22 protein-coding genes are annotated in these 23525 nt (G+C 71.5%); 14 read left to right on the forward strand and 8 right to left on the reverse strand.

What is annotated here, in order from left to right:
• Positions 1-2 precede the first annotated feature (2 nt).
• The 6 genes from FXF51_RS17840 to FXF51_RS17865 all read left to right on the forward strand — a co-directional run bounded on the left by FXF51_RS17840 (position 3) and on the right by FXF51_RS17865 (position 7137).
• The gene (locus FXF51_RS17840) at positions 3-758 is read left to right on the forward strand and encodes an ABC transporter ATP-binding protein (protein WP_148435605.1); all 756 of its coding nucleotides are present in this window, start codon (positions 3-5) and stop codon (positions 756-758) included.
• Positions 755-1414 (forward strand): ABC transporter ATP-binding protein, encoded by a 660-nt coding sequence (locus FXF51_RS17845; protein WP_148435606.1) that lies wholly within the window; start codon positions 755-757, stop codon positions 1412-1414. The genes FXF51_RS17840 and FXF51_RS17845 overlap by 4 nt, the downstream gene beginning before the upstream one ends.
• Positions 1415-1436: 22 nt before the next feature.
• On the forward strand, positions 1437-2297 hold the full coding sequence (locus tag FXF51_RS17850; RefSeq protein WP_148435607.1) for a branched-chain amino acid ABC transporter permease: 861 nt from the start codon (positions 1437-1439) through the stop codon (positions 2295-2297).
• The gene (locus FXF51_RS17855; protein WP_148435608.1) at positions 2294-3271 is read left to right on the forward strand and encodes a branched-chain amino acid ABC transporter permease; all 978 of its coding nucleotides are present in this window, start codon (positions 2294-2296) and stop codon (positions 3269-3271) included. Before FXF51_RS17850 ends, FXF51_RS17855 begins: the two co-directional genes overlap by 4 nt.
• A 70-nt stretch (positions 3272-3341) precedes the next feature.
• Entirely contained in the window at positions 3342-6149 is a 2808-nt protein-coding gene (locus FXF51_RS17860; RefSeq protein WP_148435609.1) for a helix-turn-helix transcriptional regulator, read from the forward strand.
• A 76-nt stretch (positions 6150-6225) separates the two neighbouring features.
• Positions 6226-7137: an alpha/beta hydrolase family protein gene (locus FXF51_RS17865; protein WP_148435610.1), complete on the forward strand. Its 912-nt coding sequence runs from the start codon at positions 6226-6228 to the stop codon at positions 7135-7137.
• A 50-nt stretch (positions 7138-7187) separates the two neighbouring features.
• Here the strand turns inward: FXF51_RS17865 and FXF51_RS17870 are convergent, their stop codons facing one another.
• Positions 7188-7739, reverse strand: coding sequence for a carboxymuconolactone decarboxylase family protein (locus FXF51_RS17870; RefSeq protein WP_148435611.1), 552 nt, complete (start codon positions 7737-7739; stop codon positions 7188-7190).
• Between the two features lie 132 nt (positions 7740-7871).
• Between FXF51_RS17870 and FXF51_RS17875 the strand changes: the two genes are divergently transcribed.
• A complete protein-coding gene (locus FXF51_RS17875) occupies positions 7872-8639 on the forward strand; it encodes a helix-turn-helix domain-containing protein (protein WP_262379607.1) in 768 nt (255 codons plus the stop codon).
• Positions 8640-8658: 19 nt separating this feature from the next.
• Complete coding sequence (locus tag FXF51_RS17880; protein WP_148435612.1) at positions 8659-9186, forward strand: GNAT family N-acetyltransferase; 528 nt, start codon at positions 8659-8661, stop codon at positions 9184-9186.
• On the opposite strand, the gene FXF51_RS17885 is transcribed toward FXF51_RS17880, so the two are convergent.
• Positions 9152-9838, reverse strand: a complete 687-nt coding sequence (locus tag FXF51_RS17885; protein ID WP_148435613.1) for a DNA alkylation repair protein — start codon at positions 9836-9838, stop codon at positions 9152-9154. The genes FXF51_RS17880 and FXF51_RS17885 overlap by 35 nt on opposite strands.
• A 118-nt stretch (positions 9839-9956) precedes the next feature.
• On the opposite strand from FXF51_RS17885, the gene FXF51_RS17890 reads away from it, so the two are divergent.
• The gene (locus FXF51_RS17890) at positions 9957-10358 is read left to right on the forward strand and encodes a hypothetical protein (RefSeq protein WP_148435614.1); all 402 of its coding nucleotides are present in this window, start codon (positions 9957-9959) and stop codon (positions 10356-10358) included.
• A gap of 61 nt (positions 10359-10419) precedes the next feature.
• The gene (locus tag FXF51_RS17895; protein ID WP_148435615.1) at positions 10420-11166 is read left to right on the forward strand and encodes a TetR/AcrR family transcriptional regulator; all 747 of its coding nucleotides are present in this window, start codon (positions 10420-10422) and stop codon (positions 11164-11166) included.
• On the opposite strand, the gene FXF51_RS17900 is transcribed toward FXF51_RS17895, so the two are convergent.
• Together FXF51_RS17900 and FXF51_RS17905 are read right to left on the reverse strand one after the other, a co-directional pair.
• Positions 11156-11926 carry a class I SAM-dependent methyltransferase gene (locus FXF51_RS17900; protein WP_148435616.1) on the reverse strand — a complete coding sequence of 257 codons (771 nt, stop codon included), beginning with the start codon at positions 11924-11926 and terminating at the stop codon, positions 11156-11158. The two genes, FXF51_RS17895 and FXF51_RS17900, sit on opposite strands and share 11 nt — an antisense overlap.
• Before the next feature lie 57 nt (positions 11927-11983).
• A complete protein-coding gene (locus tag FXF51_RS17905) occupies positions 11984-13192 on the reverse strand; it encodes an MFS transporter (protein ID WP_148435617.1) in 1209 nt (402 codons plus the stop codon).
• A gap of 79 nt (positions 13193-13271) precedes the next feature.
• Here FXF51_RS17905 and FXF51_RS17910 point away from each other — a divergent pair, with 79 nt between their 5' ends.
• A complete protein-coding gene (locus FXF51_RS17910; RefSeq protein WP_148435618.1) occupies positions 13272-13850 on the forward strand; it encodes a TetR/AcrR family transcriptional regulator in 579 nt (192 codons plus the stop codon).
• A 137-nt stretch (positions 13851-13987) separates the two neighbouring features.
• Positions 13988-15241, forward strand: coding sequence for a DUF11 domain-containing protein (locus FXF51_RS17915; RefSeq protein WP_148435619.1), 1254 nt, complete (start codon positions 13988-13990; stop codon positions 15239-15241).
• A 44-nt stretch (positions 15242-15285) separates the two neighbouring features.
• Here FXF51_RS17915 and FXF51_RS17920 read toward each other — a convergent pair whose 3' ends face one another.
• Positions 15286-15735 carry an Lrp/AsnC family transcriptional regulator gene (locus tag FXF51_RS17920; protein ID WP_148435620.1) on the reverse strand — a complete coding sequence of 150 codons (450 nt, stop codon included), beginning with the start codon at positions 15733-15735 and terminating at the stop codon, positions 15286-15288.
• A 164-nt stretch (positions 15736-15899) separates the two neighbouring features.
• On the opposite strand from FXF51_RS17920, the gene FXF51_RS17925 reads away from it, so the two are divergent.
• Positions 15900-19343 carry an indolepyruvate ferredoxin oxidoreductase family protein gene (locus tag FXF51_RS17925; RefSeq protein WP_222871336.1) on the forward strand — a complete coding sequence of 1148 codons (3444 nt, stop codon included), beginning with the start codon at positions 15900-15902 and terminating at the stop codon, positions 19341-19343.
• Between the two features lie 118 nt (positions 19344-19461).
• Positions 19462-20601 carry an acyl-CoA dehydrogenase family protein gene (locus FXF51_RS17930; protein WP_148435622.1) on the forward strand — a complete coding sequence of 380 codons (1140 nt, stop codon included), beginning with the start codon at positions 19462-19464 and terminating at the stop codon, positions 20599-20601.
• 116 nt (positions 20602-20717) lie between these two features.
• On the opposite strand, the gene FXF51_RS17935 is transcribed toward FXF51_RS17930, so the two are convergent.
• From FXF51_RS17935 to FXF51_RS17945, 3 genes are all read right to left on the reverse strand, one after another.
• The gene (locus FXF51_RS17935) at positions 20718-21824 is read right to left on the reverse strand and encodes a DUF262 domain-containing protein (RefSeq protein WP_148435623.1); all 1107 of its coding nucleotides are present in this window, start codon (positions 21822-21824) and stop codon (positions 20718-20720) included.
• The gene (locus tag FXF51_RS17940; RefSeq protein WP_148435624.1) at positions 21817-22416 is read right to left on the reverse strand and encodes a hypothetical protein; all 600 of its coding nucleotides are present in this window, start codon (positions 22414-22416) and stop codon (positions 21817-21819) included. The genes FXF51_RS17935 and FXF51_RS17940 overlap by 8 nt, the downstream gene beginning before the upstream one ends.
• A gap of 236 nt (positions 22417-22652) precedes the next feature.
• The gene (locus FXF51_RS17945) at positions 22653-23438 is read right to left on the reverse strand and encodes a hypothetical protein (protein ID WP_148435625.1); all 786 of its coding nucleotides are present in this window, start codon (positions 23436-23438) and stop codon (positions 22653-22655) included.
• Positions 23439-23525: the final 87 nt, after the last annotated feature.

Consider the following 23525-nt stretch of genomic DNA (forward strand, 5'->3'; position numbering starts at 1 on the left):
GCGTGCTGACCGTCACCGGAGTCTCCCGCTCCTTCGGGGGCGTCTACGCCGTCCGCGACGTCTCGCTGAGCGTCGCGGACGGCGAGGTCTGCGGCGTCATCGGCCCGAACGGCGCCGGCAAGTCCACCCTGTTCAACCTGATCACCGGGCATCTGGCGGCCGACCACGGCCGCATCTCGTTCCTCGGGCAGCGGGTGGACCGGCTCGCGCCGCACCGCAGGGCCCGGCTCGGCATGTCGATCGTCTTTCAGGCGGCCCGGGTGTTCCGCGGTATGACGGTCGAGGAGAACGTCATGGTGGGGGCGCACGGGCACACCAGGGCCGGGTTCGTCTCCGCCGCGCTGCGGCTGCCCCGGCACCGGGCCGACGAGCGCGGCATCGCCGCCGACGCCGCCGTCGCCCTCCAGCGGGTGGGGCTCGCCGAGTGGGCCGACCGGCCCGCCGACCGGCTGCCGATCGGCCAGCAGCGGGCGCTGCAACTGGCCCGCGCCCTGTGCGCGCGGCCCCGGCTGCTGCTGCTCGACGAGCCCGCGTCCGGGCTGCGCGGCGAGGAACGCGAACGGCTCGCGACGCTGGTGGAGGAGCTGCGGGCCGACGGGCTGACGATCCTGCTCATCGAGCACGACGTGGCGTTCGTGACCCGGCTGGCCGACCGCGTCGTGGTGCTCGACCTGGGCCAGATCATCGCCGACGGCCCGCCCGCCGAGGTGCGCGCCGACCCGCTCGTGCTGGCCGCCTATCTCGGACAGGCCTCATGATCGACGTCCAGGAGCTGGTGGTCTCGTACGGCACCGCGACCGCGCTGGAACACGTCACGCTCACCGTCGGCAAGGGCGAGATGGTGGCCCTGCTCGGCCCGAACGGCGCCGGCAAGTCGACGCTCGCCAACACCCTGGCCGGGCTGCTCAAGCCCGCCTCCGGTACGGTCCGCGTCGGCGGGCGGCTGGCGCTCATCCCCGAGGGCCGCCAGCTCTTCCCCGATCTGTCCGTCGCCGACAACCTGGCGCTGGGCGGCTGGCGCTCCGGGCAGCGCGACCCCTCCCTCGTGTACGAGCTGCTCCCCCGCCTGGCCGAGCTGTCCGCGCGCAGGGCCGGAGTGCTGTCCGGGGGCGAGCAGCAGATGGTGGCCTTCGGGCGGGCCATGATGTCACGCCCCGACGCGCTCGTCGTGGACGAGCTGTCACTCGGCCTCGCCCCGAACGTCACCGCCGACCTGGCCGCGCACCTGGCCGAGCTGAACCGGTCGCAGGGGCTGACCGTGCTGCTCATCGAGCAGAACGCGCGGCTGGCCTTCGACCTGTGCCGCAGGGCGTACGTGCTGGAGGCCGGTCGGGTGGTGACCGAGGGGGAGAGTGCCATGCTGGCCGACGACCCCCGGGTGGCCAGCGCCTACCTCGGCGGGGCGATCACATGAGCGGTGAGGGGGTGAGCCGGCCGTGAGCGCGTTCCTCACCTACCTGCTCAACGGGCTGGCGGTCGGATCGGCCATCGCGCTCATCGCCAGCGGCCTGGTCGTCATCCACCGGGTCACCGGCGTGGTCAACTTCGCGCAGGGCATGTTCGCCGTGGTCGCGGGGCTGTGCACGTCCTCGCTGCTCGGGATGGGCGTCCCGCACGGGGTCAGCGAGGTGGCCGCCGTGCTCGCCGCGGCCCTCGCGGGCCTGCTGACCGGCCTGGCCGCCGTCGGCAGGCCGGGCACCACCCCGCTGTCGTCGCTGATCGTCACGCTCGGGGTGGGCGTGCTCGCGTACGCCGTGGAGATCGTCCTCTGGGGCGACCAGCCGCGCTCGGCCCCCGGCCTGACCGGTTCGGTGACACTGCTCGGAGCGCACATCCAGACCCAGTACCTGCTCGTCATCGGCGTGGCGGCGGTGACGTTCGTGCTGCTCGCGCTCTTCTTCGGCCGCGCCTACCTGGGCAAGGCGCTGACCGCGTGCGCCTCCAACCCGTACGCCGCCCGCGTCGTCGGCATCGACACCCGGCGGATGGGGCTGCTGGCGTTCGCGCTGGGCGGGCTGCTCGGCGGCATCGCCGGGGTGCTCGTCACGCCGCTGCGGCCGATCTCCTTCGACAGCGACGTCACGCTCATCGTCAACGGCTTCGCCGCCGCCGTCTTCGGCGCGCTCACCCGCCCCGTGGTCACCCTCATCGGCGCGCTGCTGCTGGGCGTGGCCGAGACCATGGCCGCCGGGTACGGCTACGGCTCGCACCAACTGGAGGTCGCGCTGGGACTCATGCTCGTCGTCATGATCGTGCAGGCCGGCCGCCGCACCGCCATCTCCCAGGAGTCCACATGAGGATCCGGCCTGGACTCGTGGCCGGGCTGCTGGTCGCCGTCGTGACCCTCGCCCTGCCCGCCGTGCTCGACGACAGCGCGCTCGCCGTGTACATCCTGCTCGGGCTGGCCGCCATGGTCACGGTCGGGGTGTCGCTGCTCATGGGGTACGCCGGGCAGGTGTCGCTGGGCCAGGGCGCCTTCTACGCCATCGGCGCCTACACCGCCGCCCTGCTGGCGCTGAACGGCGCTCCCCCACTGGCGGGCCTGCTGGCCGCCCCCGTGGCCGCCGCGCTGTCCGCCCTCGTCATCGGCGTCCCCCTGCTGCGGCTGCGCGGCCACCACCTGGCCTTCGCCACGCTCGCCATGCAGCTCATCCTGCTGTCGCTGGCCGGGCAACTGGAGTTCACCGGCGGCGACATCGGGCTGCAGGGCATCCCCCAGTTCTCGGTCGGCTCGTTCGAGGCCACCAGCGCCTCCGTGTACGCGTACCTGACGTGGGCGGGGCTGGCCCTGGTCATGCTCGTCACCCACAACGTGATCACCTCCCGCCCCGGCCGCGCCTTGCGCGCCCTGGCCACCAGCGAGATCGCGGCGGCGTCCGCCGGCATCCCCGTGGGCCGGTACAAACTGGTCGTCTTCGCCCTGTCGGCCACCTTCGCCGGGCTCGCCGGAGGGATCTACTGCTTCTACACCGGGTACGTGGCGCCCGGCTCGTTCCCCGTGCTCATCTCCATCCAGTACATCGTGATGGCCGTCGTCGGCGGGCTGGGCACCGTCTGGGGCGCCGTCGTCGGCGCCACCGCCATCACGCTGCTGGTGCAGGGGCTCGACAGGCTGGCGTCGCTGCCGGGGATGCCGACGTACGCGCCGAGCGTGCTGTCGTACGCGGTTTACGCGCTCGTCCTCATCGGGGTGGTGCTGTTCATGCCGCAGGGGCTGGTGCCGGCCGTCTCCGGACGGCTGTCCGGGAAACGCGCGGGGGTCAGGTCGTGATGTCGGGCGGCTATCGGTGAAATCACCGGTCTCTCTTTAAGTCCTGACATCCGCGCGTAACACTGGCGACGTGTCTTCTGACAAGCCTCTGTTACGCGGCCGGGGCGAGGAGGAACGCGCCCTGCTGCGGCTGCTCGACCACGCCCGCGGCGGCTCCGGCGGAGCGCTGCTCCTGGTGGGCGCGCCCGGCATGGGCAAGACGGCGCTGCTCGACCTGGCCTTCGCACACGCCACCCCCGGCTTCCGCGTGCTGCGGGTCTCCGGCGTCGAGCCGGAGTCGCGGCTGCCGTACGCCGGGCTGCACGGCCTGCTGCGTCCCGTCGCCGCGGGCGCCGCCTCGCTGCCCGCGTCCCTGCCCGGCGCGCAGGCGCGCGCGCTCATGTCGGCGCTGGAGTCCGGGACGGGGGCCGGTGGGCTCACGTTGCCCGCGGCGGTCCTCGGGCTGCTGTCGGCGGTGGCCGCCGAACGGCCGGTGCTGGCCTGCGTGGACGACGTCGATCTGCTGGACGCGGACAGCAGGCAGGTGCTGTCGTTCGCGGCCAGGCGGGTGTCGGGCGAGCCGGTGGCGCTGCTGTTCACGGCCAGGACCGGCGGGACGAGCGGGCTGGACGGGGTTCCCTCACGGACGCTGAGCGGGCTGGACGCGACCGCCGTGCGGGAGCTGGCCGGTGACCTGGCGGCGGGGAAGGTCGCCGAGGACCTGCTGGCGGCGCTCGACCAGATCGCCAGGGGCAACCCGCTGGCGCTGGCCGAGCTGATCGCCTCGCTCACCCCCGACCAGCTCGCGGGCCTGGCCGCGCCGCCCGTGACGCTGCCCAGGGGCGGGCGGTTGTGGCGCGAGCACACGCGCCGGCTCGCGGCCCTGCCCGCTGAGGCTCAGCGGCTGCTCCTGCTGATCGCCGCCGATCCGGGGCTCGACCTGCCCACGCTGATCCGGGCGGCCCGGCCCTCGTGCGCGCTCACGGTGCTGGAGCCGGCCGAGCGGGCGGGCGTCCTGCACTCGGCGGGCGACCGGTACGACTTCCGCGACCCCGCCATGCGGGGCGTCGTGTACTACGGCGCGTCCCTCCTGCGCCGCCGCAGCGGCCACCGCCTCCTGGCGAGCCTGCTGGGGGACGACGAGCGGCTAGTCGAGCAGGACGACGAGCAGCGCGGCGGGCAGGGCGGCAGGCAGGGGGGTGATTCGCAGCGCCTGCGCCGCGCCTGGCACCGGGCCTGCGCCCTCGACGGCCCGCCCGCCACCCTGGCCGACGACCTGGCCGCAGCCGCCCTGGACGCTCACCCCGCGCACACCCACCCCGAGCCCTACCTGGCCCTGGAACGGGCAGCCGAGCTGACCGACCCGCACGACCCGGCCAAGGGCGAGCGCCTGGCCGCCGCCGCCCGGTACGCGTGGATGGCCGGACGCCCCCAGGTGGCCCGCTCCCTGCTGGCCAGGCTGCGCAACCTCACGGCCCCCGACGAGCTGCGCGCCCACGTCCAGCTCCTGCACGGCAGCCTGGAGTTGCTCGGCGGCGAGACGGGCAGCGCCCGCGAGGAGTTGCTGTCGGCGGCGACCTGGCTGCTGGAGAGCCACCGCATGCTGGGCGTGCGCGCGCTGGTGCGGGCCGCGGACGCCAGCTACCGGGCCGGCGACAACCGGGCGTTCATCGCGATCGCCCGCCACGCGGCCGCGCTGCGCCGCCCTGACGAGACGGTGCCGACGCAGCTCATGTTCGAGTATCTGGCCGGCATGGCGTCCACGTTCAGCGGCTCGCACCAGGAGGCGGCGGCACCGCTGCGGCGGGTGGTGGAGCTGGCCGGGTCGGTGCGCGATCCGGCCGTGCTGGTGTGGGCGTGCATAGCAAGCATGCTGCTGGGTGAGGACGCCACCGCGCACCGCCTGTCGGCCCGCGCCGTGGAGGCGGCCCGGGTGCGCGGCGCGGTCTCGGCGGTGCCGCAGCTCCTGGAGTACATGATCTATCCGGAGATCTGGATGGGCCGCTACCCGGCCGTGGCGGCGACCGCCGCGCAGGGCCTGCGTCTGGCGCGGGAGACCGGCCAGCTCAACACGGCGGCCCAGCATCTGGCGTGGCTGGCGATCACGGCGGCCGTCGAGGGCGACCAGGAGACGTGCCGGGTGCGCGCCGACGCCGCCATCGACCTGGCGGACGCCCACGACTTGGGCATCGCGGGCGCGATCGGCAACTGGGCGCTGGCGTATCTGGATCTGGCGGCGGGCCGTCCCGCCGACGCGGCAAACCGGCTGCGCGCGGAGCGCCGCAACAGCAACCACGTGGTGATCAGGGTCATGGCCACGCCGCACTTCATCGAGGCGTGCGCGCGAACCGGCGACCACGAGGCGGCGGGGGCGGCGCTGCGAGTGCTGGAGCGCTGGGTGGGCAGCACGCGCAGCCCCGACCTGCGGGCGCTGGTGTCCCGCTGCCGGGCGCTGCTGGCCGGGCCCGGCGAGGCGGAGGAGCTGTTCAGGGAGGCCCTGGACCTGCACGGGCAGGGCGTGTACGAGTTCGAGGCGGCCCGTACCAGACTGTTGTACGGCAGCGCGCTGCGACGCGACCGGCGCCCGGGGGCGGCCAGGACGCACCTGCACTCGGCGCTGGAGACGTTCGAGCGTTACGGCGCGCGCCTGTGGACCGAGCAGGCCAGGACGGAGCTGCGGGCCTCGGGCGACCCGGTGCGCCCGGTCCTCGACGTGACGACGGGCCAGCTCACGGCGCAGCAGTTGCAGATCGCCCGCATGGTCGCGGAAGGCGCCACCAACAAGGAGGTGGCGGAGCAGCTCTTCCTCAGCCGCCGCACCGTCGAGCATCACCTCAGGAACATCTTCAGCCGTCTCGGCATCCGCTCCCGCGTTGAACTGGTAAGGCTCATGTCCTGATCGCAGGACCGGTGATTTCACCGATGCACGGCTTACTGCGCATCCGAACAATGGCGACAGACAGCAGTCACCCTCGATGAGCAGGGAGTATGACGACGTGCAGCTATCCACCCCCCGGTTCGGCGCGCGAACGTTGACCAAGCTCGCCCTCACCGTCTCACTGGTCGGCGGCGCCCTGATGGCCGCCTCCCCCGCCCAGGCGCAGGGCCCGTACGATCGGGGCCCCGACCCCACGGACGCCATCCTCGAAGCCAGCCGCGGCCCGTTCAGCACCGCGCAGACGAGCGTCTCCTCGCTGAGCGTGTCGGGCTTCGGCGGCGGCACCATCTACTACCCGACGGACACCAGCCAGGGCACGTTCGGCGCGATCGCGATCTCGCCGGGGTACACGGCCAGGTGGTCCAGCCTGTCGTGGCTGGGCCCGCGGATCGCCTCGCACGGGTTCGTGGTGATCGGCATCGAGACCAACACGCTCTACGACCAGCCCGCGAGCCGGGGCCGCCAGCTCCTGGCGGCGCTCGACTACCTGGTCGAGGACAGTTCGGCGACGGTGCGCAGCCGTATCGACGCGTCGCGGCTCGCGGTGGCCGGTCACTCGATGGGCGGCGGCGGCACCCTGGAGGCGGCCAACGACCGGCCCTCGCTCCAGGCGGCCGTGCCGCTCGCGCCGTGGAACCTGACGAAGTCGTGGTCGGGCATCCGCGTCCCGACGATGATCATCGGCGGTGAGAGCGACACCATCGCCTCCGTCACCACCCACTCGGAGCCGTTCTACAACAGCATCCCGTCGTCCTCGGAGAAGGCGTACCTGGAGCTGAACAACGCCAGCCACTTCTTCCCGCAGACCACGAACACCACGATGGCCAAGTCGATGGTGGCCTGGCTCAAGCGGTTCGTCGATGACGACACCCGCTACGAGCAGTTCCTGTGCCCGCCGCCCAGCGGGCTGTCGATCGAGGAGTACCGCAACACCTGCCCGAGCTCCTGATCGTGCGTCCCGATGGCGGCCACCTGCCGGTGGCCGCCATCGGCCTCTGCTCAGGCCTCCCAGGCCTTGGACGCGAGCGCGGCGTCGAGGGGCGTCCCCGTCACGCTCGCGACCCAGTTGGCCATGGACGTGAACGCGGCCTGCGTGATCACCTCCAGCACCTGGACCTCGGAGTACCCCGCGCCGAGCACCGCGTCCAGCTCCCGCCGCCCGACGAGCCCGCCGGTCCGCAGGACGGCCCTGGTGAACGCGGCCAGCGCGGAGGCCCGCTCGTCCGGCAGCTCGTCCTTGCCTGCCCGCAACGCCTCGATCACCCCGGGCGCCAGGCCGGCCCGCTCGGCGAACGCGGTGTGGGCGGCCACGGACCAGGCGCACCGGTTCGCCACGCTGACCGCGATGCCCACGACCTCCCGCTCGGCGGCGGTGAGCGTGGACTGCCGCAGCGCCCGCTGGAGCTGGTTGAAGGCGTCGATCGCGACCGGGGAGCCGGCGATGTTCCCGGCCAGGTTGGGCACGAACCCCACCCGCTGCCGCAGCTCGCCGAGCGGCTGACGGGACGCCTCCGGCGCCGATTCGACGGAGTGGACGGTGAAGACGGTCATCTCATGACCTCCATGGGGATGGCCAGGGGTTCGTTCCCCCGGCCGGGATCCTCACTGTCGGCCGCCGCGCGGGGCGTTCCAATTCCCCGCGAGGGAAGTGCGCGCGGGCACGGGAGGCCGTTCACTGTGAGGGTGAGCACCCCACTCGGTGACCTGCTGCGCCACTGGCGGCGGGTCCGGCGGATGAGCCAGCTCGCCCTGGCGCATCACGCCCAGGTCTCGCCGCGTCACCTCAGCTTCGTCGAGAGCGGCCGTTCCACCCCCAGCCGGGAGTGGATCATGACGCTGGCGGGCGCGCTCCAGGTGCCGCTGCGCGAGCGCAACGACCTGCTCCTCGCGGCCGGGTACGCCCCTGCCTACCGGGAGAGCGCCGTCGCCGAACCCGCGATGGCCACCGTCCGGGCCGCCCTGGACCGCGCACTGGCCCACCACGAGCCCTATCCGGCCGTGGTGATGGACCGCCACTGGAACCTCACGCAGGTCAACCGGCCCGCCGAGGTCATGTTCCGCTTCCTGCGCGGCACCCCGCCCGCGACCGCCTCCGCGAACGTGATCAGGCTCATGTTCGACCCGCGCGAGCTGCGCCCGCACGTCTCCAACTGGGACGAGGTCGCCCCCGCCCTCATCCAGCGCGTGCACCGCGAGGCCGTCGGCGGCGTCCCCGACGCCACCACGCGGGCCCTCCTGGAGGAGATCCTGCCGCCCGACCGGCGCGGCCCCGACCGCACGGCCCCGCTCCTGCCCGTCATCCCGGTCACCTTCGCCAAGGACGGCGTGAGCGTCAGCTACTTCTCCATGATCACCACGGTCGGCACCCCGCAGGACATCACGGCCCAGGAGTTGCGCGTCGAGAGCTTCTACCCCGCCGACCAGGCGACCGAGCGGCACCGCTGGGCGTGAACCCGCATACGGTGAGCTTGTGACGTTCACGACAGCCCTCGCCACCCCCGCCGACGCCGACTCCGTGGGCGAGATCCACGCGGAGTCCTGGAAGGCCGCCAACGCGAGCTTCTTCGCCCCGGAGTTCTTCGCCGAGGCCCTGCGGCAGCGCCGTACCAAGTGGCACGACGTGCTCGCCACCGACGAGAAGAACACGCTGCTGCTCGCCGCCCGGGACGGCCGTCCTCTCGCCTTCTCCTACTTCGGTCCTTCGGCGCTTCACCCCGGCTCGGCGGAGATCCACGGCTTCTACGGCCACCCCGACGGCTGGGGCAGCGGCATCGCGCAAGCCCTGATGGCCGCGACCCTGGACAGGATCCACGCCGGCGGCTTCGGCCGCGTCCACCTCTGGACGCTGCGCGACACCCCGCAGTCACACCGCTTCTACGCCAAGTGCGGCTTCACGGTGTCGGGAACCGTCCGCACCTACGACTACGGCGACGGCCACCCGCTCCACCAGGTCGAGTACGTCCTCATCCCTGAGCCTGGCGGCGCACCATCTCGTTGATCCAGATGGGCGCGTACGGCGACGTGCAGCCCGGAGAGGTCGGGTAGTCCTTGAGCACCTCCAGGCGCTCCCCGATGCCGAGGGCGCGGGCGCGGTGCTCGGCGTGGTCGATGCCGATCTGCGCCAGGCAGTGGTTCATCGCCCACTGCAGGCGGTCGGGGGCGCCCTTCATCTCCGCCTCGATGACGTCGAGCAGCCCGGTCAGGTCGAGCCCTTCTGGCTGCTTCGTCACGCGCTCGGTGGTCAGCGCCCACCCGGCACTCGCGACCACCGGATCCGGATCGGCGAACCAGGCCCGACGCAGCTCCTCGACGTGCGGGCTCTTCTTGACCACGTAGTTCACCAGCCAGTCCTGCACCTTGGGCGCGCGGGCCTGGCGCAGCATGGCGTCCAGTTCGTCGCGCTCGAACGCCTTCGGGCGGCAGATCAGCAGCGCCAGCAGCCTCGCCGCCGTGTCGCCCGTCTGCCAGAGCTGCCTGGCGAGGTCCTGCTGCGTCTTCAGCCGCTTCGCCACCGCGCGCAGCTTGCCGAGGTTCACGCCGTGGTCGTCGCCGTGCCTCTCGTTCACCTCGCGGATCTTCGGCTCTTCCAGCGCGGCCAGCTCGGCCAGCAGCTCGGCCACCGTCGTCCCGGCCACCGTCGTCTCCGCCATTCCGGCCTCCCGTTCGTCGGACGCGACAAGCAGCCTAGTACGCGTCAGCCGGGCGGGATCGACGGCGCCGTTCCCTGAGCCTGCGGAATTGACGGTGCCGTTCGCTAGGGTCCCGCGCATGGCCGTTCGACCCACCACTGTCTGGCGCGCAAGCGTCGCCGAGGAAGCCCGCCTGGTCGCCGCGGGCGAGCGCGACCCCGCCGACGCGTACGCCGCCGAGTTGTTCCCCGAGCCGATGCTGCTCAGCACGGACGACGTCCTGTCACGTTTCGAGACCGATCTCGGCGCCCTGTCCGCGCCCTCCGACGAGGAGCTCTTCGCGGTCGTCCGGCGGGTGGTGCTCGCGCTCAACCACGTCAACGAGGAGTACGGCGAGGCCGCGTACGAGACCGACGAGCGGGAGCTGCTCTGCCAGTACATCGAGGAGTCCATCGCCGAGGCAGGCATCGACCTCGACGCCTTCGCCGCACGCCACGGGCTCACGCGCCACGAGATCACCGACGAGTGGCGGGAGTGGTGATTCGCTGAACCACGTTCAACGGCCTTGAACGCTGATCGGCGACTTCCAGTACGGTGTGCGGATGCCTGTCTCAGACTCCTCCGACGGATCGGTGTGGCTGCGCCGCGAGCGACCACCGCGCGACCGCCAGCTCAGCCGCGGCCAGATCGTGGACGCGGCCGTGCCCGTGCTCGACGCCGAGGGCCACCGTGGCCTGTCGATGCGCCGCATCGCCGCTGACCTCGGGGTGACGGCCGGCTCGTTGTACTGGTACGTGCGCACCAAGGACGACGTGCTGGAGCTGGCGCTGGACCGGGTGCTCGGCGAGGTGGGAGCCGACCCCGACGAGCCCGACTGGCGGCTCGGGCTGGCGGGCCTGGCCCGCAACACCCGGGTGATGCTGCTGCGCCACCGGTGGGCGCTGCTGGAGCTGACCGTCAGGCCGAACCTCGGCCCCAACGCGTTCACCCTGGCCGAGACCGGCCTCCGCCTCCTGTCCAGGGCCGGCTTCGCCGACGCGGACCTCGACGCCGCCATGGCCGCCGTCAACGACCAGGTCGTCGGCGCGGTGATCGCCGAGGTGGCGTGGCGCGACACGCTGACCCGCATGCGGCAGAGCGGGGTCGAGTGGAGCGAGCACGCCACCACCCTCTACCTGCGCGACGTCGCCGAACGGCATCCGCTGCTGGCCCGGCGGATGGCCGCCGCCAAGGGGAGCGACGCCGAGCGCGACAGCGAGCGGCGCTTCGAGTTCGCGCTGACGTGCCTGCTGGAGGGGCTGGCGGCGACGTGCCGCGCGGGGGCGGGCAACGCGGCCGTCAGCCCCTGACGCATCGCAGCACCAGGAACACGGGGAACGCGGCGGCATCGGCCCGCCTCGCCGCCCACGCGGGGTCCGGCTCGGGCTCCGCGACCTCGTCCAGCCGCAGGTCGTGGCGGCGCAGCGCGTTGAGGTACGTCGAGAGCGTGCGGTGGTTGGCGCCCACCTGGCGGCGCAGCGACGACAGCTCGCCATCGGCCCGCCACCAGCCCTCGTCGTGGTAACGCCCGCCGGTCGGCCACGAGCCCGACACCTCCCGGGCGCCGGGGAAGCAGGGGTGCAGGATCGAGCAGGCGAACACGCCGCCTGGGCGCAGGGCGGCGGCGCTGGCCGCCAGGGCGCCGTCCAGGTCGTCGATGTCGGACAGGCCGAAGCTGCAGACCACGACGTCGAACGCGCCGAGATCGCGCAGCCCGGGGTGCACGGCCGGAGCGTCCTGCGGCGCCGGACGGGGCATGGCGTTGTCCTGGGGCGCGGGGCCGGTCGTGACGTCCGTGTGGACGTAGCGGATGCCGAGCGGCGACTCCCGCTCCTCCGCCTCCGCCTTCGCGATCAGGGCGGCCGAGATGTCGGCGCCCACCACCTCGGCGCCCCTGCGGGCCAGCGCACGGCTGATCCGCCCGTGACCACAGGCGATCTCCAGCACCCGCCGCCCCGCGACCGGCCCCACCAGGTCGAGCAGCCGCCGTGAGGCCGGATCGTCGATGTCGTCGGTCCAGCCGGCCGCGTAGAAGTCGGCGATGTCGTCGTAACGCGCGATGCCTGCCATGCCCCGACCCTAGGCACGCACCGGCGAAACCCCCAGTGCTGTTCGTCGAACGCGGAATCAGCGCCATGGTGCGCTGGTGCCCGCGCTCTGGAACCGGCGTCCGGCCAGCCAGAAGAGGGCGAGGGCGACCACCTCGACGCCGGCGGCCACGGCGGGCAGCCACCCGCTCCCGTGCCCCGCGAGCACGAGCCCGCCGACCGCCCCACCGCCCGACACGCCGACGTACACGGCGCTGCTGTTGAGCGCGAGCGCCTGCGGCCCCGCGGGCCCGGCGAGGGCGAGCAGGCGGGTCTGCGCGGGCGGCGGGATCCACCACGACACCCCCGCCCACACGACCAGCAGCGGCAGCACCGCCACCAGCGGCACGGGCCCCAGCAACCAGCAGACGCTGAGGACGGCCATCACCCCCGCGAACCCGGCCACCCCGACGACCAGCGCCCGATCGGCCCCCCACCGGTCGGCGGCCCGCCCGCCCAGCTGCCCGCCCGCGAACCCCGCGACCCCGGCCAGCACGAACACCCACCCCAGCTCGCCCGGCCCCGCCCCCGCCAGGTCGTGCAGGAACGGCGCGAGGTAGGTCAGCACCATCATGCTGCCCAGCACGATCGCCACGATCCCCAGCAGCCCGAGCAGCACCTGCGGCCGGGCCAGCGGCGCCAGCCGGTCGCGGATCGGCATGGCGGGAACCGGCGGCGTCTCGGGCAGCGTCGCCCTGATCGCCACCAGTGCGACCAGCCCCAGCGCCCCGCCGGCCACGAACGTGGCCTGCCAGCCGAACGCACCGCCCACCCAGGTGCCGATGGGCACGCCGAGCGCGAGCGACCCGGTCAGCCCGCCCATGACGAGCGCCAGGTAGCGGCCCTGACGGCCGTCGGGGGCGAGGGTGGCGGCGATGGCGTACGCGGCGGGCACGACGGCCGCCGCGGCGACCGCGGCCAGCACCCGCAAGCCCATGAGCAGCGCGTACGAGGTGGTGAACGCCGCCGCCCAGTTGGCCACGACGAACAGCGCCAGCGCGCCGGTGATCAGCCCGCGCCGCGGCCAGGTGGCGGTCACCACGGAGGCGACGGGCGCGGCCAGCGCGAACGCGAGCGAGAAGGCGGTGACGAGCTGGCCTCCCGCCGCCTGGCTGACCCCGAGGTCCGCCGAGATGGCGGGCAGCACCCCGGCGATCACGTAGTCGTCCGTGGCGAAGGCGAAGGTGGTGAACACCAGGGCGAGCAGCCAGGCGGGCAGCCGGGCGCGCTGCCGTACGGCGACAGGCATGGGGATCCCCTCGATAAAGGTAACAAGTGTTTCCCCATTAGGGTAACAGTTGTCACCTCGACGTCGAAGGAATTGAGCGATGGCCAGGACCGCCGACCCGCACCGCCGCGCGGAGCTGCTCGACCAGATCGTCGACTACCTGGCCGGCCACGGCCTCTCGACGTTGTCGATGCGCCCGCTGGCCCAGCACCTGGGCAAGTCCACGCGGGTGCTCACCCACCACTTCGCCGACAAGGAGGCCCTGCTGTCGGCCACCATGGAGCGCCTGGACGAGCGGCACCGGTCCTGGCTGCGCTCGCTGCCGGGCTGGTCGGGCGCCGACAGCGTGGGCACGATCATCCGGCGCACCTGGGACTGGCAGACGCAGGAGGAGAACCTGCCGGTCGCCCGCCTGATCCACGAGATCGAAGGGCTCGCCGCGGCGGGCAAGCTGGCCGGGCACGTGCCCAGGCTGCTGGCGGACCGGTCGGAGTTCGTGGCGGGGCTGCTGCGGGAGCGGGGCGTCACCGAGGCCGACGCCCTGCGCATCTCCACGCTGGCCAACTCGGCTTACACGGGGTTGCAGATCGACTTTCTGACCACCGGGGATCGCGAGCGGGTGGAGGCCGCACTGGATCAGCTCTGCGCGCTGGTGGACGAGTGGGTCGCCGCCGCCTGAATCGCACGGCCCCCTGGGCAAAGACTCCGCCATGGCGGCGCATGGTTGCGGTCGGACCGGCCACGCGGGCCCGGCGGGAGGTAGGAGGCTGGCCGTCGGGTCGAGCAGGCACGGACGGCACCAGGCGGGGGTAGGACATGGGCGGCAGGCCCGGGATCGCGGCGCTCATCGCACTCATCGCACTGGTCGCGCCGACCGGCGGCGGCCGGGCCGCACCGGCGGCGGCCTCCGACCACGCCCCCGCCCCCGCCCCCGCGATCACCGGCACGGACCCCTCCACCACCGCGCCCCTCACCTCGCCCCAGCCGGGCCCGGACGCCCCGCCGCCGGGCCCCTACCCCGCTCCGCCCCTGCCCGAGGACCCCGTCGCGTCCCCGTCCCCCCTCGGCCCCAGCCTGCACGTCACCGGCGGCATCGCCCCCGCCCCCCTGATCGCCGGCACCCGCTCCGCCTACACCCTCACCATCACGAACACCGGCGACCAGCCCGCCAACGACGTCATCCTCGCCGCGATCCTGGACCACAACCTGACCCCCGGTCCCCTCCCCTCCGGCTGCTCCCTCACCGGCCGCACCGTCACCTGCGGCGGCCCCGGCCTGACGATCCGCCAGGGCCGGAGCACCACGTACGAACTGCCCATCACCACCGACCCCGCCCTCAGGGACGGCACCCCCCTCACCACCCGCGCCCACGTCACCTCCCCCGGCACCCCCGACGACGAGACCCAGCTCACCACCGAGGCCGTGACCAGGGCGGACGTCGAGCTCCGCAAGACGGCCCCGCCGTCCACCACCCAGGACGGCACGATCACCTACACCCTGACGGTCACCAACCACGGCCCCTCGCAGGCGACGGACGTCACGCTGCGGGACCCCACCCAGGCGACGATCGCCGCCCGCCCCGCCGAGTGCCCGGGAGGCGGCTCCACGCTCTCCTGCCCCATCGGCCAGCTCCCCCCGAACGAGAGCAGGACGCTCACGTTCACGGTCACCCCCAGCACCACCGGCGTGATCGAGAACTGCGCCACCGTCAGCACCGCCGACCGCGAGCAGCGCACCACCGACAACCGCTCCTGCGCCGACACGCTGGTCGAGCCCGCCCCGTCCCCCTCCGGCAGCCCCAGGAAGAACGAGCCGGGCAAGAAGGCGCACGACGTCCCGATCGACGTCCCGCCGCCCCCGGATCCCGCCCCTGCCGCCATCAGCGAGGCCACCGGCAAGGCCGCCGCCGACCGCGACGACGTGCCGCCGCCCGCGCACCACGCCGGCCCCGAGCTGCCCCTGACCGGCGCGTCCTTCTGGATGCTCGGGCTGGGCGTGGCGGTGCTGCTGGCGATCGGCCTGCTCGTACGCTACTTCTCCCGCCGCGACGAGCCCGGGCCGGAAAGCTGACGCACCCGCCCCAGCACCGGCGCCGACGCGTCCCTCGCCGCCCGTCACGGCACAGGCGAGTCCCTGGTCCACGACCCCAGCACGAGCAACGTCTTGGTGCCCGTGACGTCCCCGGCCCGCCGCAACCGGTCGATGACCTGCTGCAGATGGCCGAGATCCCGCACCCGCACGTGGATCAGCGCGTCCGGATCCCCCGCGATCGTGAACACCGCCTGCACCTCGGGCACATCCATCGCGGTACGGATGATCTCGGTGACCGGCGTCGTGCCCGGGTACCGCAGCTCGGTGAAGGCCTCGATGCCCCACCCCAGCTTGGCGTAGTCGATCTGCACGGTGAACCCGGTGATCACCCCCAGCTCCTTGAGCCGGTCCACCCGCCGCTTGACCGCCGCCACGGACAGCCCGATACATTCGGCCATCTCGGAGAACGTCCGGCGCCCGTCCTCCCGCAGGAGCCGGAGCACCCGGTGATCGATCTCGTCCAGCTCAGGCACGGAGAACGCCTCCTTCAGGCGCAAATAACATCATCCACGAAGCCCATGAACTCATATTGTTTGCGTCTTCAGCCCACTTTCTCATCTAATACTTGCGCATGTCATGCCCGCGTTGCTGTGCTGGGAATCACCAAGCGAGCACGTACGACACCCAGGAGGTCCGCGTGAGCGTGAGCGAGACTCCCGCCCCCGTGTCGCTCGACGACAAGTACACCGCGCTCGACGGCCGGGTGCTCATCTCCGGCATCCAGGCCCTGGTCCGGCTGACGCTGGAACAGCGCCGCCTGGACGAGGCGCGCGGCCTGGACACGCGCGCGTACGTCACCGGTTACCAGGGCTCGCCGCTGGCGGGCGTGGACCTGGAGATGGGCCGGGCCAAGCGGTTCCTGGACGAGGCGGGCGTGGTGTTCCAGGCCGGCCTGAACGAGGAGCTGGCGGCCACGGCGGTGGCCGGGACGCAGCTCCTGGAGCAGGTGCCTGGCCGCCGGCACGACGGCGTGACCGGCTTCTGGTACGGCAAGAACCCCGGTCTCGACCGGGCCGCCGACGCCATCAGGCACGCGAACGTGGCGGGGACGGCCCCGCTGGGCGGCGCGGTGGCCTGGATCGGCGACGACCCGGGCTGCAAGTCCTCCACGCTGCCGAGCTCGTGCGAGCCGATGTGCCAGAGCCTGTCCATGCCGCTGCTGGCGCCGGGCACGGTGGCGGAGATCATCGAGTTCGGGCTGCACGCGGTGGCCATGTCGCGGATGAGCGGCCTGTGGGTGGGGCTGAAGATCGTCGCGGACATCGCCGACGCCTCCACCACCGTGGACCTGGCCCCGTTGCGGGCGGACGTCCCGGCTCCGCCCGGCGGCTCCAGGGGACCGGCGCCCATCCTGCTCGGCCCGGCCGCCCTGGACGCCGAGCACGACATGCTCACCCGCCGCCTCGACCTGGCCCGCGAGTACGCGCGCACGCACCGGCTGAACCGGGTCATGGCGGGCGCGGGCAACACGACCCTGGGGGTGCTCGCCTCCGGCGCGACGTACGCGGTGGTCGAGCGGGCGCTGGAAGACCTCGGCCTGGACGCCGAGGAGGCCGGGCTGCGGCTGATCCGGCTCGGCATGCCGTTCCCCATCGCCGCCGACGAGCTGGCGGCGATGACCGCCGGCCTGGACAAGGTGCTGGTCGTCGAGGACAAGGTGCCGTTCCTGGAGGGCCATCTCAAGCAGGCGCTGTACGGCGGTGAGCGCACCCCGTCCGTCGTGGGCCGCGAGCTGCTCACGGCGCGCAGCACCCTCAGCGCCGAGGACGTGGCCACGGCCATCGCCACCTGCCTGGGCGTCGAAGCGCCCCGCAAGCCCAGGCGGCGCGGCCTGCTGCCGGTGGTGGCGGCGCGCACCCCGTACTTCTGCTCCGGCTGCCCGCACAACACCTCCACCCGCACCGCCGACGACACGCTGGTCGGCGTGGGCATCGGCTGCCACGCCATGATCGCGCTGGACGGCCACGGGCGCGGCACCCAGGTCGGCATCACCCAGATGGGCGGCGAGGGCGCCCAGTGGATCGGGCTGTCCCCGTTCACCGAGGACCGGCACTTCGTGCAGAACCTGGGCGACGGCACCTTCCACCACTCCGGCTCCCTGGCGATCAGGGCCGCCGTCGCGGCGGGGGTGCCGATGACGTACAAGCTGCTCTACAACGACGCCGTCGCCATGACGGGCGGCCAGCGCGCGGAAGGCCGCCTCGACGTGCCCGCGCTCACGCACGAGCTGGCCGTCGAGGGCGTGCGCAGAATCGTGATCACCACCCCTGAGCCCGGGACGTACCGCGGGGTGCGGCTGGCGGGCATCGCCTCCGTCCGCCACCGCGACGATCTGGCCGAGGTGGAGAAGGAGCTGGCGGCAGCCGGTGGTGTGACCGTCCTGATCCACGACGACCGCTGCGCCGCCGAGGAACGCAGGCTCCGCAAACGCGGCAAGCTGCCCACGCCCACCCGTAAGGTCGTGATCAACGAGCGCGTCTGCGAGGGTTGCGGCGACTGCGGGGACGTCTCCACGTGCCTGTCCGTGCAGCCCGTCGAGACGGAGTACGGCCGCAAGACCCGCATCCACCAGGCCTCCTGCAACTCCGACGAGAGCTGCCTGAAGGGCGACTGCCCGTCCTTCCTCCTCGTGGAACCCGGCACCCGCGTCGCGTCCGGCACCCACGTCGCGTCCGGCCTCCGCATCGCGTCCGGCACCCGCATCGCGTCCGGCACCCACGCCGCGTCCGGCACCCGCGTTGGGCCTTCGCGCATGACGCCGCCGCCGTTGCCCGTGCAGCCGCCCGAGCCGGTCACCGCCCACCGCGACGAGGTGCTGATCCGGATGCCCGGCATCGGCGGCACCGGCGTCGTCACCGTCTCGCAGATCCTCCAGATGGCGGCCCACCTCGACGGCCTGCACGCGGCGGGCCTGGAGCAGACCGGGCTCGCGCAGAAGGGCGGCCCCGTCGTCAGCGACGTCCGAATCGGCAAGCAGGCGCCGACCGGCTCCATCCGCGCCTCGCGAGGCAGCGTCGACGTGCTCATCGGCTTCGACGTACTGGGGGCGGCGGCCGACGCCACCCTCGACGTGGCCTCCCCTTCACGCACAGTCGCCGTGCTCAACACCTCCCTGGTCCCCACCGCCGCCATGGTCACCGGCCGCACGCCGGTGCCAGGCCACTCCGCCGCGGTGTCCCGCGTGGAGACGGCCACCCGCGACCAGGTCTGCGTGGACGCGCACGCCCTGTCCGAATCGCTCTTCGGCGACCACATGCCCGCCAACCTCCTGCTCCTCGGCGCCGCCTACCAGCGCGGCTGCCTGCCCGTCAGCGCGTCCGCGATCGAGCAGGCCATCACCCTCAACAGGGCCGCCGTCGAGCAGAACCTGGCCGCCTTCCGCTGGGGCCGCGCCGCCGTCTCCCACCCGGACGCCGTACGCCAGGCGCTCCTGGGAGAGGCCGCCGCCTCGCAGCCGCAGGGGCTCGACGACGTGATCGCCACCCGCGTCGCCGACCTGACCGGCTACCAGAACGCCGCCTACGCCCGCACGTACGCCGACGACGTCCGCCAGGTGCGCACGCTGGCCACCGAGCGGGCCGGTGAGGCGGCGGGCGCCGCGATCACCCTCGCCTACGCGCGCGGCCTGCACAAACTGATGGCCTACAAGGACGAGTACGAGGTCGCCCGCCTGCACCTCGACCCGGCGGAGCAGGCGCGCCGCGAGCACGAGTTCGGCGCGGACGCGGTCGTGTCCGTGCTGCTCCACCCGCCGGTGCTGCGCGCGATGGGCATGAAGCGCAAGATCAAGGTACGCCGCTCGGCCGGCGTGCTGTTCCGCGGCCTGCGCGCGGCCCGCGTGCTGCGCGGCACCGCGTTCGACCTGTTCGGCCGCGCCGGCGTGCGCCGGGTCGAACGCGAGCTGATCCCCGAGTACCGCGACCTGGTCCGCACCGCCCTCGACCGCCTCACCCCTTCGAACGCCGCCACCGTCGAGGAACTCGCGGGCCTGCCGGACCTGATCCGCGGGTACGAGGACATCAAGCTCGCCCGGGTCGCCGATTTCCGCGAACGCGCCGCAAAGGCCTTGGACAACCTCTGACACCCCCCTCCCACCGGCCCCCTCCCACAGACCTCTTCCTTACCGACCTCCTCCCACCGACCTCCTCCCACCGACCTCCTCCTACAGACCTCCGACAACTTGTCCAACAGGAGTGACCGTGACAGTCGACCGCCTGCTCCCCGACCAGGACGCCAAGGACCTCATCGAGCTGACCAGGGAGATCGCGGACAAGGAACTGGCGCGCCGGGTGGACGAGCACGAGCGCGCCGAAACCTACCCCGACGGGCTCTTCACCACCCTCGGGGCGGCGGGCCTGCTCGGCCTCGCCTACCCGGAGGAGTACGGCGGCGGCGCGCAGCCGTACGAGGTCTACCTCCAGGTGCTGGAGGAGCTGGCGATGCGCTGGGCGTCCGTCGCGGTGGCGACCAGCGTCCACACCCTCGCCTGCTTCCCCGTCTTCGCGTACGGCACCCAGGAGCAGCGCGCCAAGTGGCTCCCGGACATGCTGGCCGGCCACCTCATCGGCGGCTACAGCCTCTCGGAGCCCCAGGCCGGCTCGGACGCCGGCGCCCTGACCTGCAAGGCCGAACGCGTCGAAACCGGCTACCGCATCACCGGAAACAAGGCCTGGATCACCCACGGCGGCATCGCCGACTTCTACGCCCTCTTCGCCCGCACCGGCACCGGCTCCCGCGGTATCTCCTGCTTCCTCGCGCCGGGCTCAGCCGACGGCCTCACGTTCGGCCGCCCCGAGGAGAAGATGGGCCTGCACGCCGTACCCACCACCAGCGCCCACTGGGACGGCGCGATCCTGCCCGCCGACCGGCTCATCGGCGAAGAGGGCCAGGGACTGCAGATCGCCTTCAGCGCCCTCGACTCCGGCCGCCTCGGCATCGCCGCCTGCGCCACCGGCCTCGCCCAGGCGGCCCTGGACGAGGCCGTCGCCTACGCGAAGGAACGCCAGACGTTCGGAAAGGCCATCATCGACCACCAGGGGCTGGGTTTCCTGCTCGCCGATATGGCGGCTGCCGTGGACAGCGCTCGGGCCACTTACCTTGATGCGGCCCGGCGGCGGGACGCTGGGCTGCCTTACAGCCGGCAGGCGAGTGTGGCGAAGCTGGTGGCTACTGATGCGGCCATGAAGGTCACTACGGATGCTGTGCAGGTTTTGGGAGGGTATGGGTATACGCGGGAGTTTCGGGTGGAGCGGTATATGCGAGAGGCGAAGATCATGCAGATCTTCGAGGGCACCAACCAGATCCAGCGCTTGGTGATCAGCCGCCACTTGGCCAAGTAGCCGATGAGCCTCGCTTGCCCTTCCTTCTGGCTTGATGGACGTCCAGCCGTCAGCATGCTGCGCGCACGAAAGCCGCACACCAGGTGCAGCCCGGGTACGCAGCCGAAGGCGGGACGCTAGAGCTTCGCCGAAAGAAGCAATGTCAGTTGCTGAGAACGAACTCGCCGTGAGCCCAGGTCGGACGAGTTCCGGATGCCCGACGTATACTCATCAACGATTCTCTCAACTTCCTTCGCCGTCATGTTGACCATGGCTGCGAGTGATGCCAGAAGATCAGCCGCTTCTCTGTTCTCGCCACTACGCTTCCTTGCCGAGACGGCGCGCTGAAACAGGTCCAGAAGGTCCCGGACCGAAACGGCCTGGGTCAGGATGGCGCCGTTCAGCCTATCGCGCAGTTCCCAAGAGACATGTAGCAGCGTGAACATGTCGACGATATTCGACCATCTCGTCCGGCCAACCCATCTAAGGGTGCTGCTGAGAACCGTCAGCAGTTTGAGGAATTCTGCCGCACGGTCCTGATATTCCTCGAAATCTGCGGAGATCTTGTCGTAGCGCTCGTTGAGCTCGGTCTTTTTGTTGGACAGCCCGAATATACAGGTGCCAAAAACCTCGGCATAGAACTCCAGGTCACCGCCTCGCTTACGTCGTTCACCGCTGAAGACGCCGGATAGATCGCTCAACGGGTGAGCCACACAGTCTTTGAGGAAGTCGTTGAACGGCCCCGGCAGCAAGGCATTTCGGAGTTCTTGTTCTGTCAGCACCATGTTGACCCTGTTGACGCGCGCGAAAACTGCACGCACGAACTCGTCGGCGAGATTGGACAGGCGCCGGATCGGGAAACGATACTGGAAGAATTCCTGACGTACATCGTCGGGCAACTCCTTGAAGAAGTTACCCTCAAACTTCTCGCGTAGCTTGTCGTCCTCCAACCCGTCCAGCGGATACTTGTTCTGGATGAACTCGAGCAAGGAGGTGAGGCGCTGCTGCCCATCGACAACGGATGCCTTCTGCTCCCCTTCCGGTGAAGTCTCATACGCCAGATAGATTTCCGGGATTGGATACCCGAGAAGTATGGTCTCCATCAAGGACACCTTGGCGCGTTCAGGCCAGACGGCCTTGCGCTGGTACTCAGGCTGGAGGATCAGCTCGCCGGACTTGTCCAACGACCGGAACTCTGCCACCGTTTTCGACTCGATCTCGAACTTGAGTCCGTGATCAGCCATGGTGTATGCCCTCCTCGATCGCGCGGTCGCGCGCAATGTTGACGCTCTTCACCTGATAGCTTCTGAGCGATGCATGGTTGCGGTACAGCCGGTAATTGACCTCGCAGTTCCTGAAGGCGCTCCCGAGATCCTGGATGAAGAGATCTCTGGACCGCGACCACTGCTCGCCGAAGGACAGCCGCGGCAGTACGATGTCGAGAGCGATACACTCCTCGAAAACCAGCTTGCGCAGGTAGCTCTTGTTTCGGGAGAAGAATTCATCCTCGATCATCTCCCGGAGCTCGCCCCAGGCCTTCTCGAACAGCTCCGATGAGATTACCGCGATATCCAAGTCCGAACCCTCGTGGAACCTTCTGAAATTCTTCCTCGGGTTCATGGAGTAACCAAGACGGGCACTTCCGACCAACTGGACGGCCATCGGGTCCACGCCCAGCTCGGCTGCAACCAGATGTCGCCATCTGATGTAGTCGAGTTCTTGAGGCCACACCGCGGGTGTACCGTCGAACAGCCGGGCAGTCACAAAGTAGTCGACTTCCTGCCCGAGAGAACTGAACTCCTTCCAGAATTCAGGTAACCCCGAAACAGCGACCATCGTCTCCCCTCAGCGAGCGTCGAACTGAGTAAGCACGTGCTGCAATTGTTACACCTGCGCCGCACTGGGTGAAAGTGATGAAGCCGGCACTACCACCTCGGCCGCGCGTCACCACGCGATCTTCCAGGCAACGCTTGATGATTCTACGGTGTTTCATCACCCTGCAAGTCTGATCGCTGCGGGCACCACGACGTTGCCTCTTGACGTACGACGTCGTAGGAGTTCCGGGCCGCCGGTCAGCCGTCGCGTGGGCCGATGATCGACGGCTTGTCGGTGTCCCAGGTGAGGTGGACGTTCGCGGGCTCCCCGCCGGCGAACAGGATGCCGAGGTTCGCCTCGTAAACCCCGTCCTCCAGCCGCAGCGCGGGCGTCCAGATGTCGCGGTTGTCCACCTCACTCGGCGGGGCGGTGTCGTAGTTCCACGTCCGCGTCTGCCGCCCCGCCGGATCCCTGCGCACGATGTCGAGGGAGATGGACGCGATGCGCATGTCACGGAATGGCGGCCGTTTCAGGTCGTCGCCTTTCGGGGTCAGGAATTGCGCCCAGACCACCCCGCATTGTGGATGCGGATTGTGCACGAGGGTGAAATTCCCAATGATGCCCCAGCTGCGGGCGATATCGGAGCTGGCGGATGTTTGATGGGTGCCGTGCAGATATCGGCAGCCCTGGGCGATGGGGTCGATGCCGTCGCCCGGCCTGCCGAGCGCCACGGACCAGACGGACAGCGCGGTCAGCGCCGCGAAGGCGCCGCAGGCCAGGCCGACGCGGGGTCTGGTGCGCTCGATGCCCGTCAGGACGGGCCAGAGGCCGACGATCACCATGCCGAGCAGTGTCCAGCCGATGATGACCCAGGTCAGGGCCGGCCCGTAGGCGTCGAGGCCGAGGCCGGCCAGCCCGAAACTGCTGACCAGGCCGAGCACGGCCGCGAGGACGGCCCCGATCGTGGCGCGGACGGCGCCGCCGCGCCCTTTCTGGCCGTTTCCGGATTTCCGCTGCTCCTGGATCGCGCTGTCGCCCGCCATTTCGCTGCCCCTTCCCCCGGCTCGCACCTCTTCAGGATTTCACAGAAAGGACGGCGCCAGAAATCAATTCACGCCGGTGTCTACGCG

The organism is Nonomuraea sp. PA05 (genome assembly GCF_008086045.1).
Classification (GTDB): Bacteria; Actinomycetota; Actinomycetes; order Streptosporangiales; family Streptosporangiaceae; genus Nonomuraea; species Nonomuraea monospora.

Excerpts from the sequence above, each read along its gene's own strand:
- FXF51_RS17845 (WP_148435606.1), top strand. The coding sequence starts at position 755 with ATGATCGACGTCCAGGAGCTGGTGGTCTCGTACGGCACCGCGACCGCG.
- FXF51_RS17855 (WP_148435608.1), top strand. The coding sequence starts at position 2,294 with ATGAGGATCCGGCCTGGACTCGTGGCCGGGCTGCTGGTCGCCGTCGTG.
- FXF51_RS17865 (WP_148435610.1), top strand. The coding sequence starts at position 6,226 with ATGAGCAGGGAGTATGACGACGTGCAGCTATCCACCCCCCGGTTCGGC.
- FXF51_RS17870 (WP_148435611.1), bottom strand. The coding sequence starts at position 7,739 with ATGACCGTCTTCACCGTCCACTCCGTCGAATCGGCGCCGGAGGCGTCC.
- FXF51_RS17885 (WP_148435613.1), bottom strand. The coding sequence starts at position 9,838 with ATGGCGGAGACGACGGTGGCCGGGACGACGGTGGCCGAGCTGCTGGCC.
- FXF51_RS17890 (WP_148435614.1), top strand. The coding sequence starts at position 9,957 with ATGGCCGTTCGACCCACCACTGTCTGGCGCGCAAGCGTCGCCGAGGAA.
- FXF51_RS17895 (WP_148435615.1), top strand. The coding sequence starts at position 10,420 with ATGCCTGTCTCAGACTCCTCCGACGGATCGGTGTGGCTGCGCCGCGAG.
- FXF51_RS17900 (WP_148435616.1), bottom strand. The coding sequence starts at position 11,926 with ATGGCAGGCATCGCGCGTTACGACGACATCGCCGACTTCTACGCGGCC.
- FXF51_RS17905 (WP_148435617.1), bottom strand. The coding sequence starts at position 13,192 with ATGCCTGTCGCCGTACGGCAGCGCGCCCGGCTGCCCGCCTGGCTGCTC.
- FXF51_RS17910 (WP_148435618.1), top strand. The coding sequence starts at position 13,272 with ATGGCCAGGACCGCCGACCCGCACCGCCGCGCGGAGCTGCTCGACCAG.
- FXF51_RS17915 (WP_148435619.1), top strand. The coding sequence starts at position 13,988 with ATGGGCGGCAGGCCCGGGATCGCGGCGCTCATCGCACTCATCGCACTG.
- FXF51_RS17935 (WP_148435623.1), bottom strand. The coding sequence starts at position 21,824 with ATGGCTGATCACGGACTCAAGTTCGAGATCGAGTCGAAAACGGTGGCA.
- FXF51_RS17940 (WP_148435624.1), bottom strand. The coding sequence starts at position 22,416 with ATGGTCGCTGTTTCGGGGTTACCTGAATTCTGGAAGGAGTTCAGTTCT.
- FXF51_RS17945 (WP_148435625.1), bottom strand. The coding sequence starts at position 23,438 with ATGGCGGGCGACAGCGCGATCCAGGAGCAGCGGAAATCCGGAAACGGC.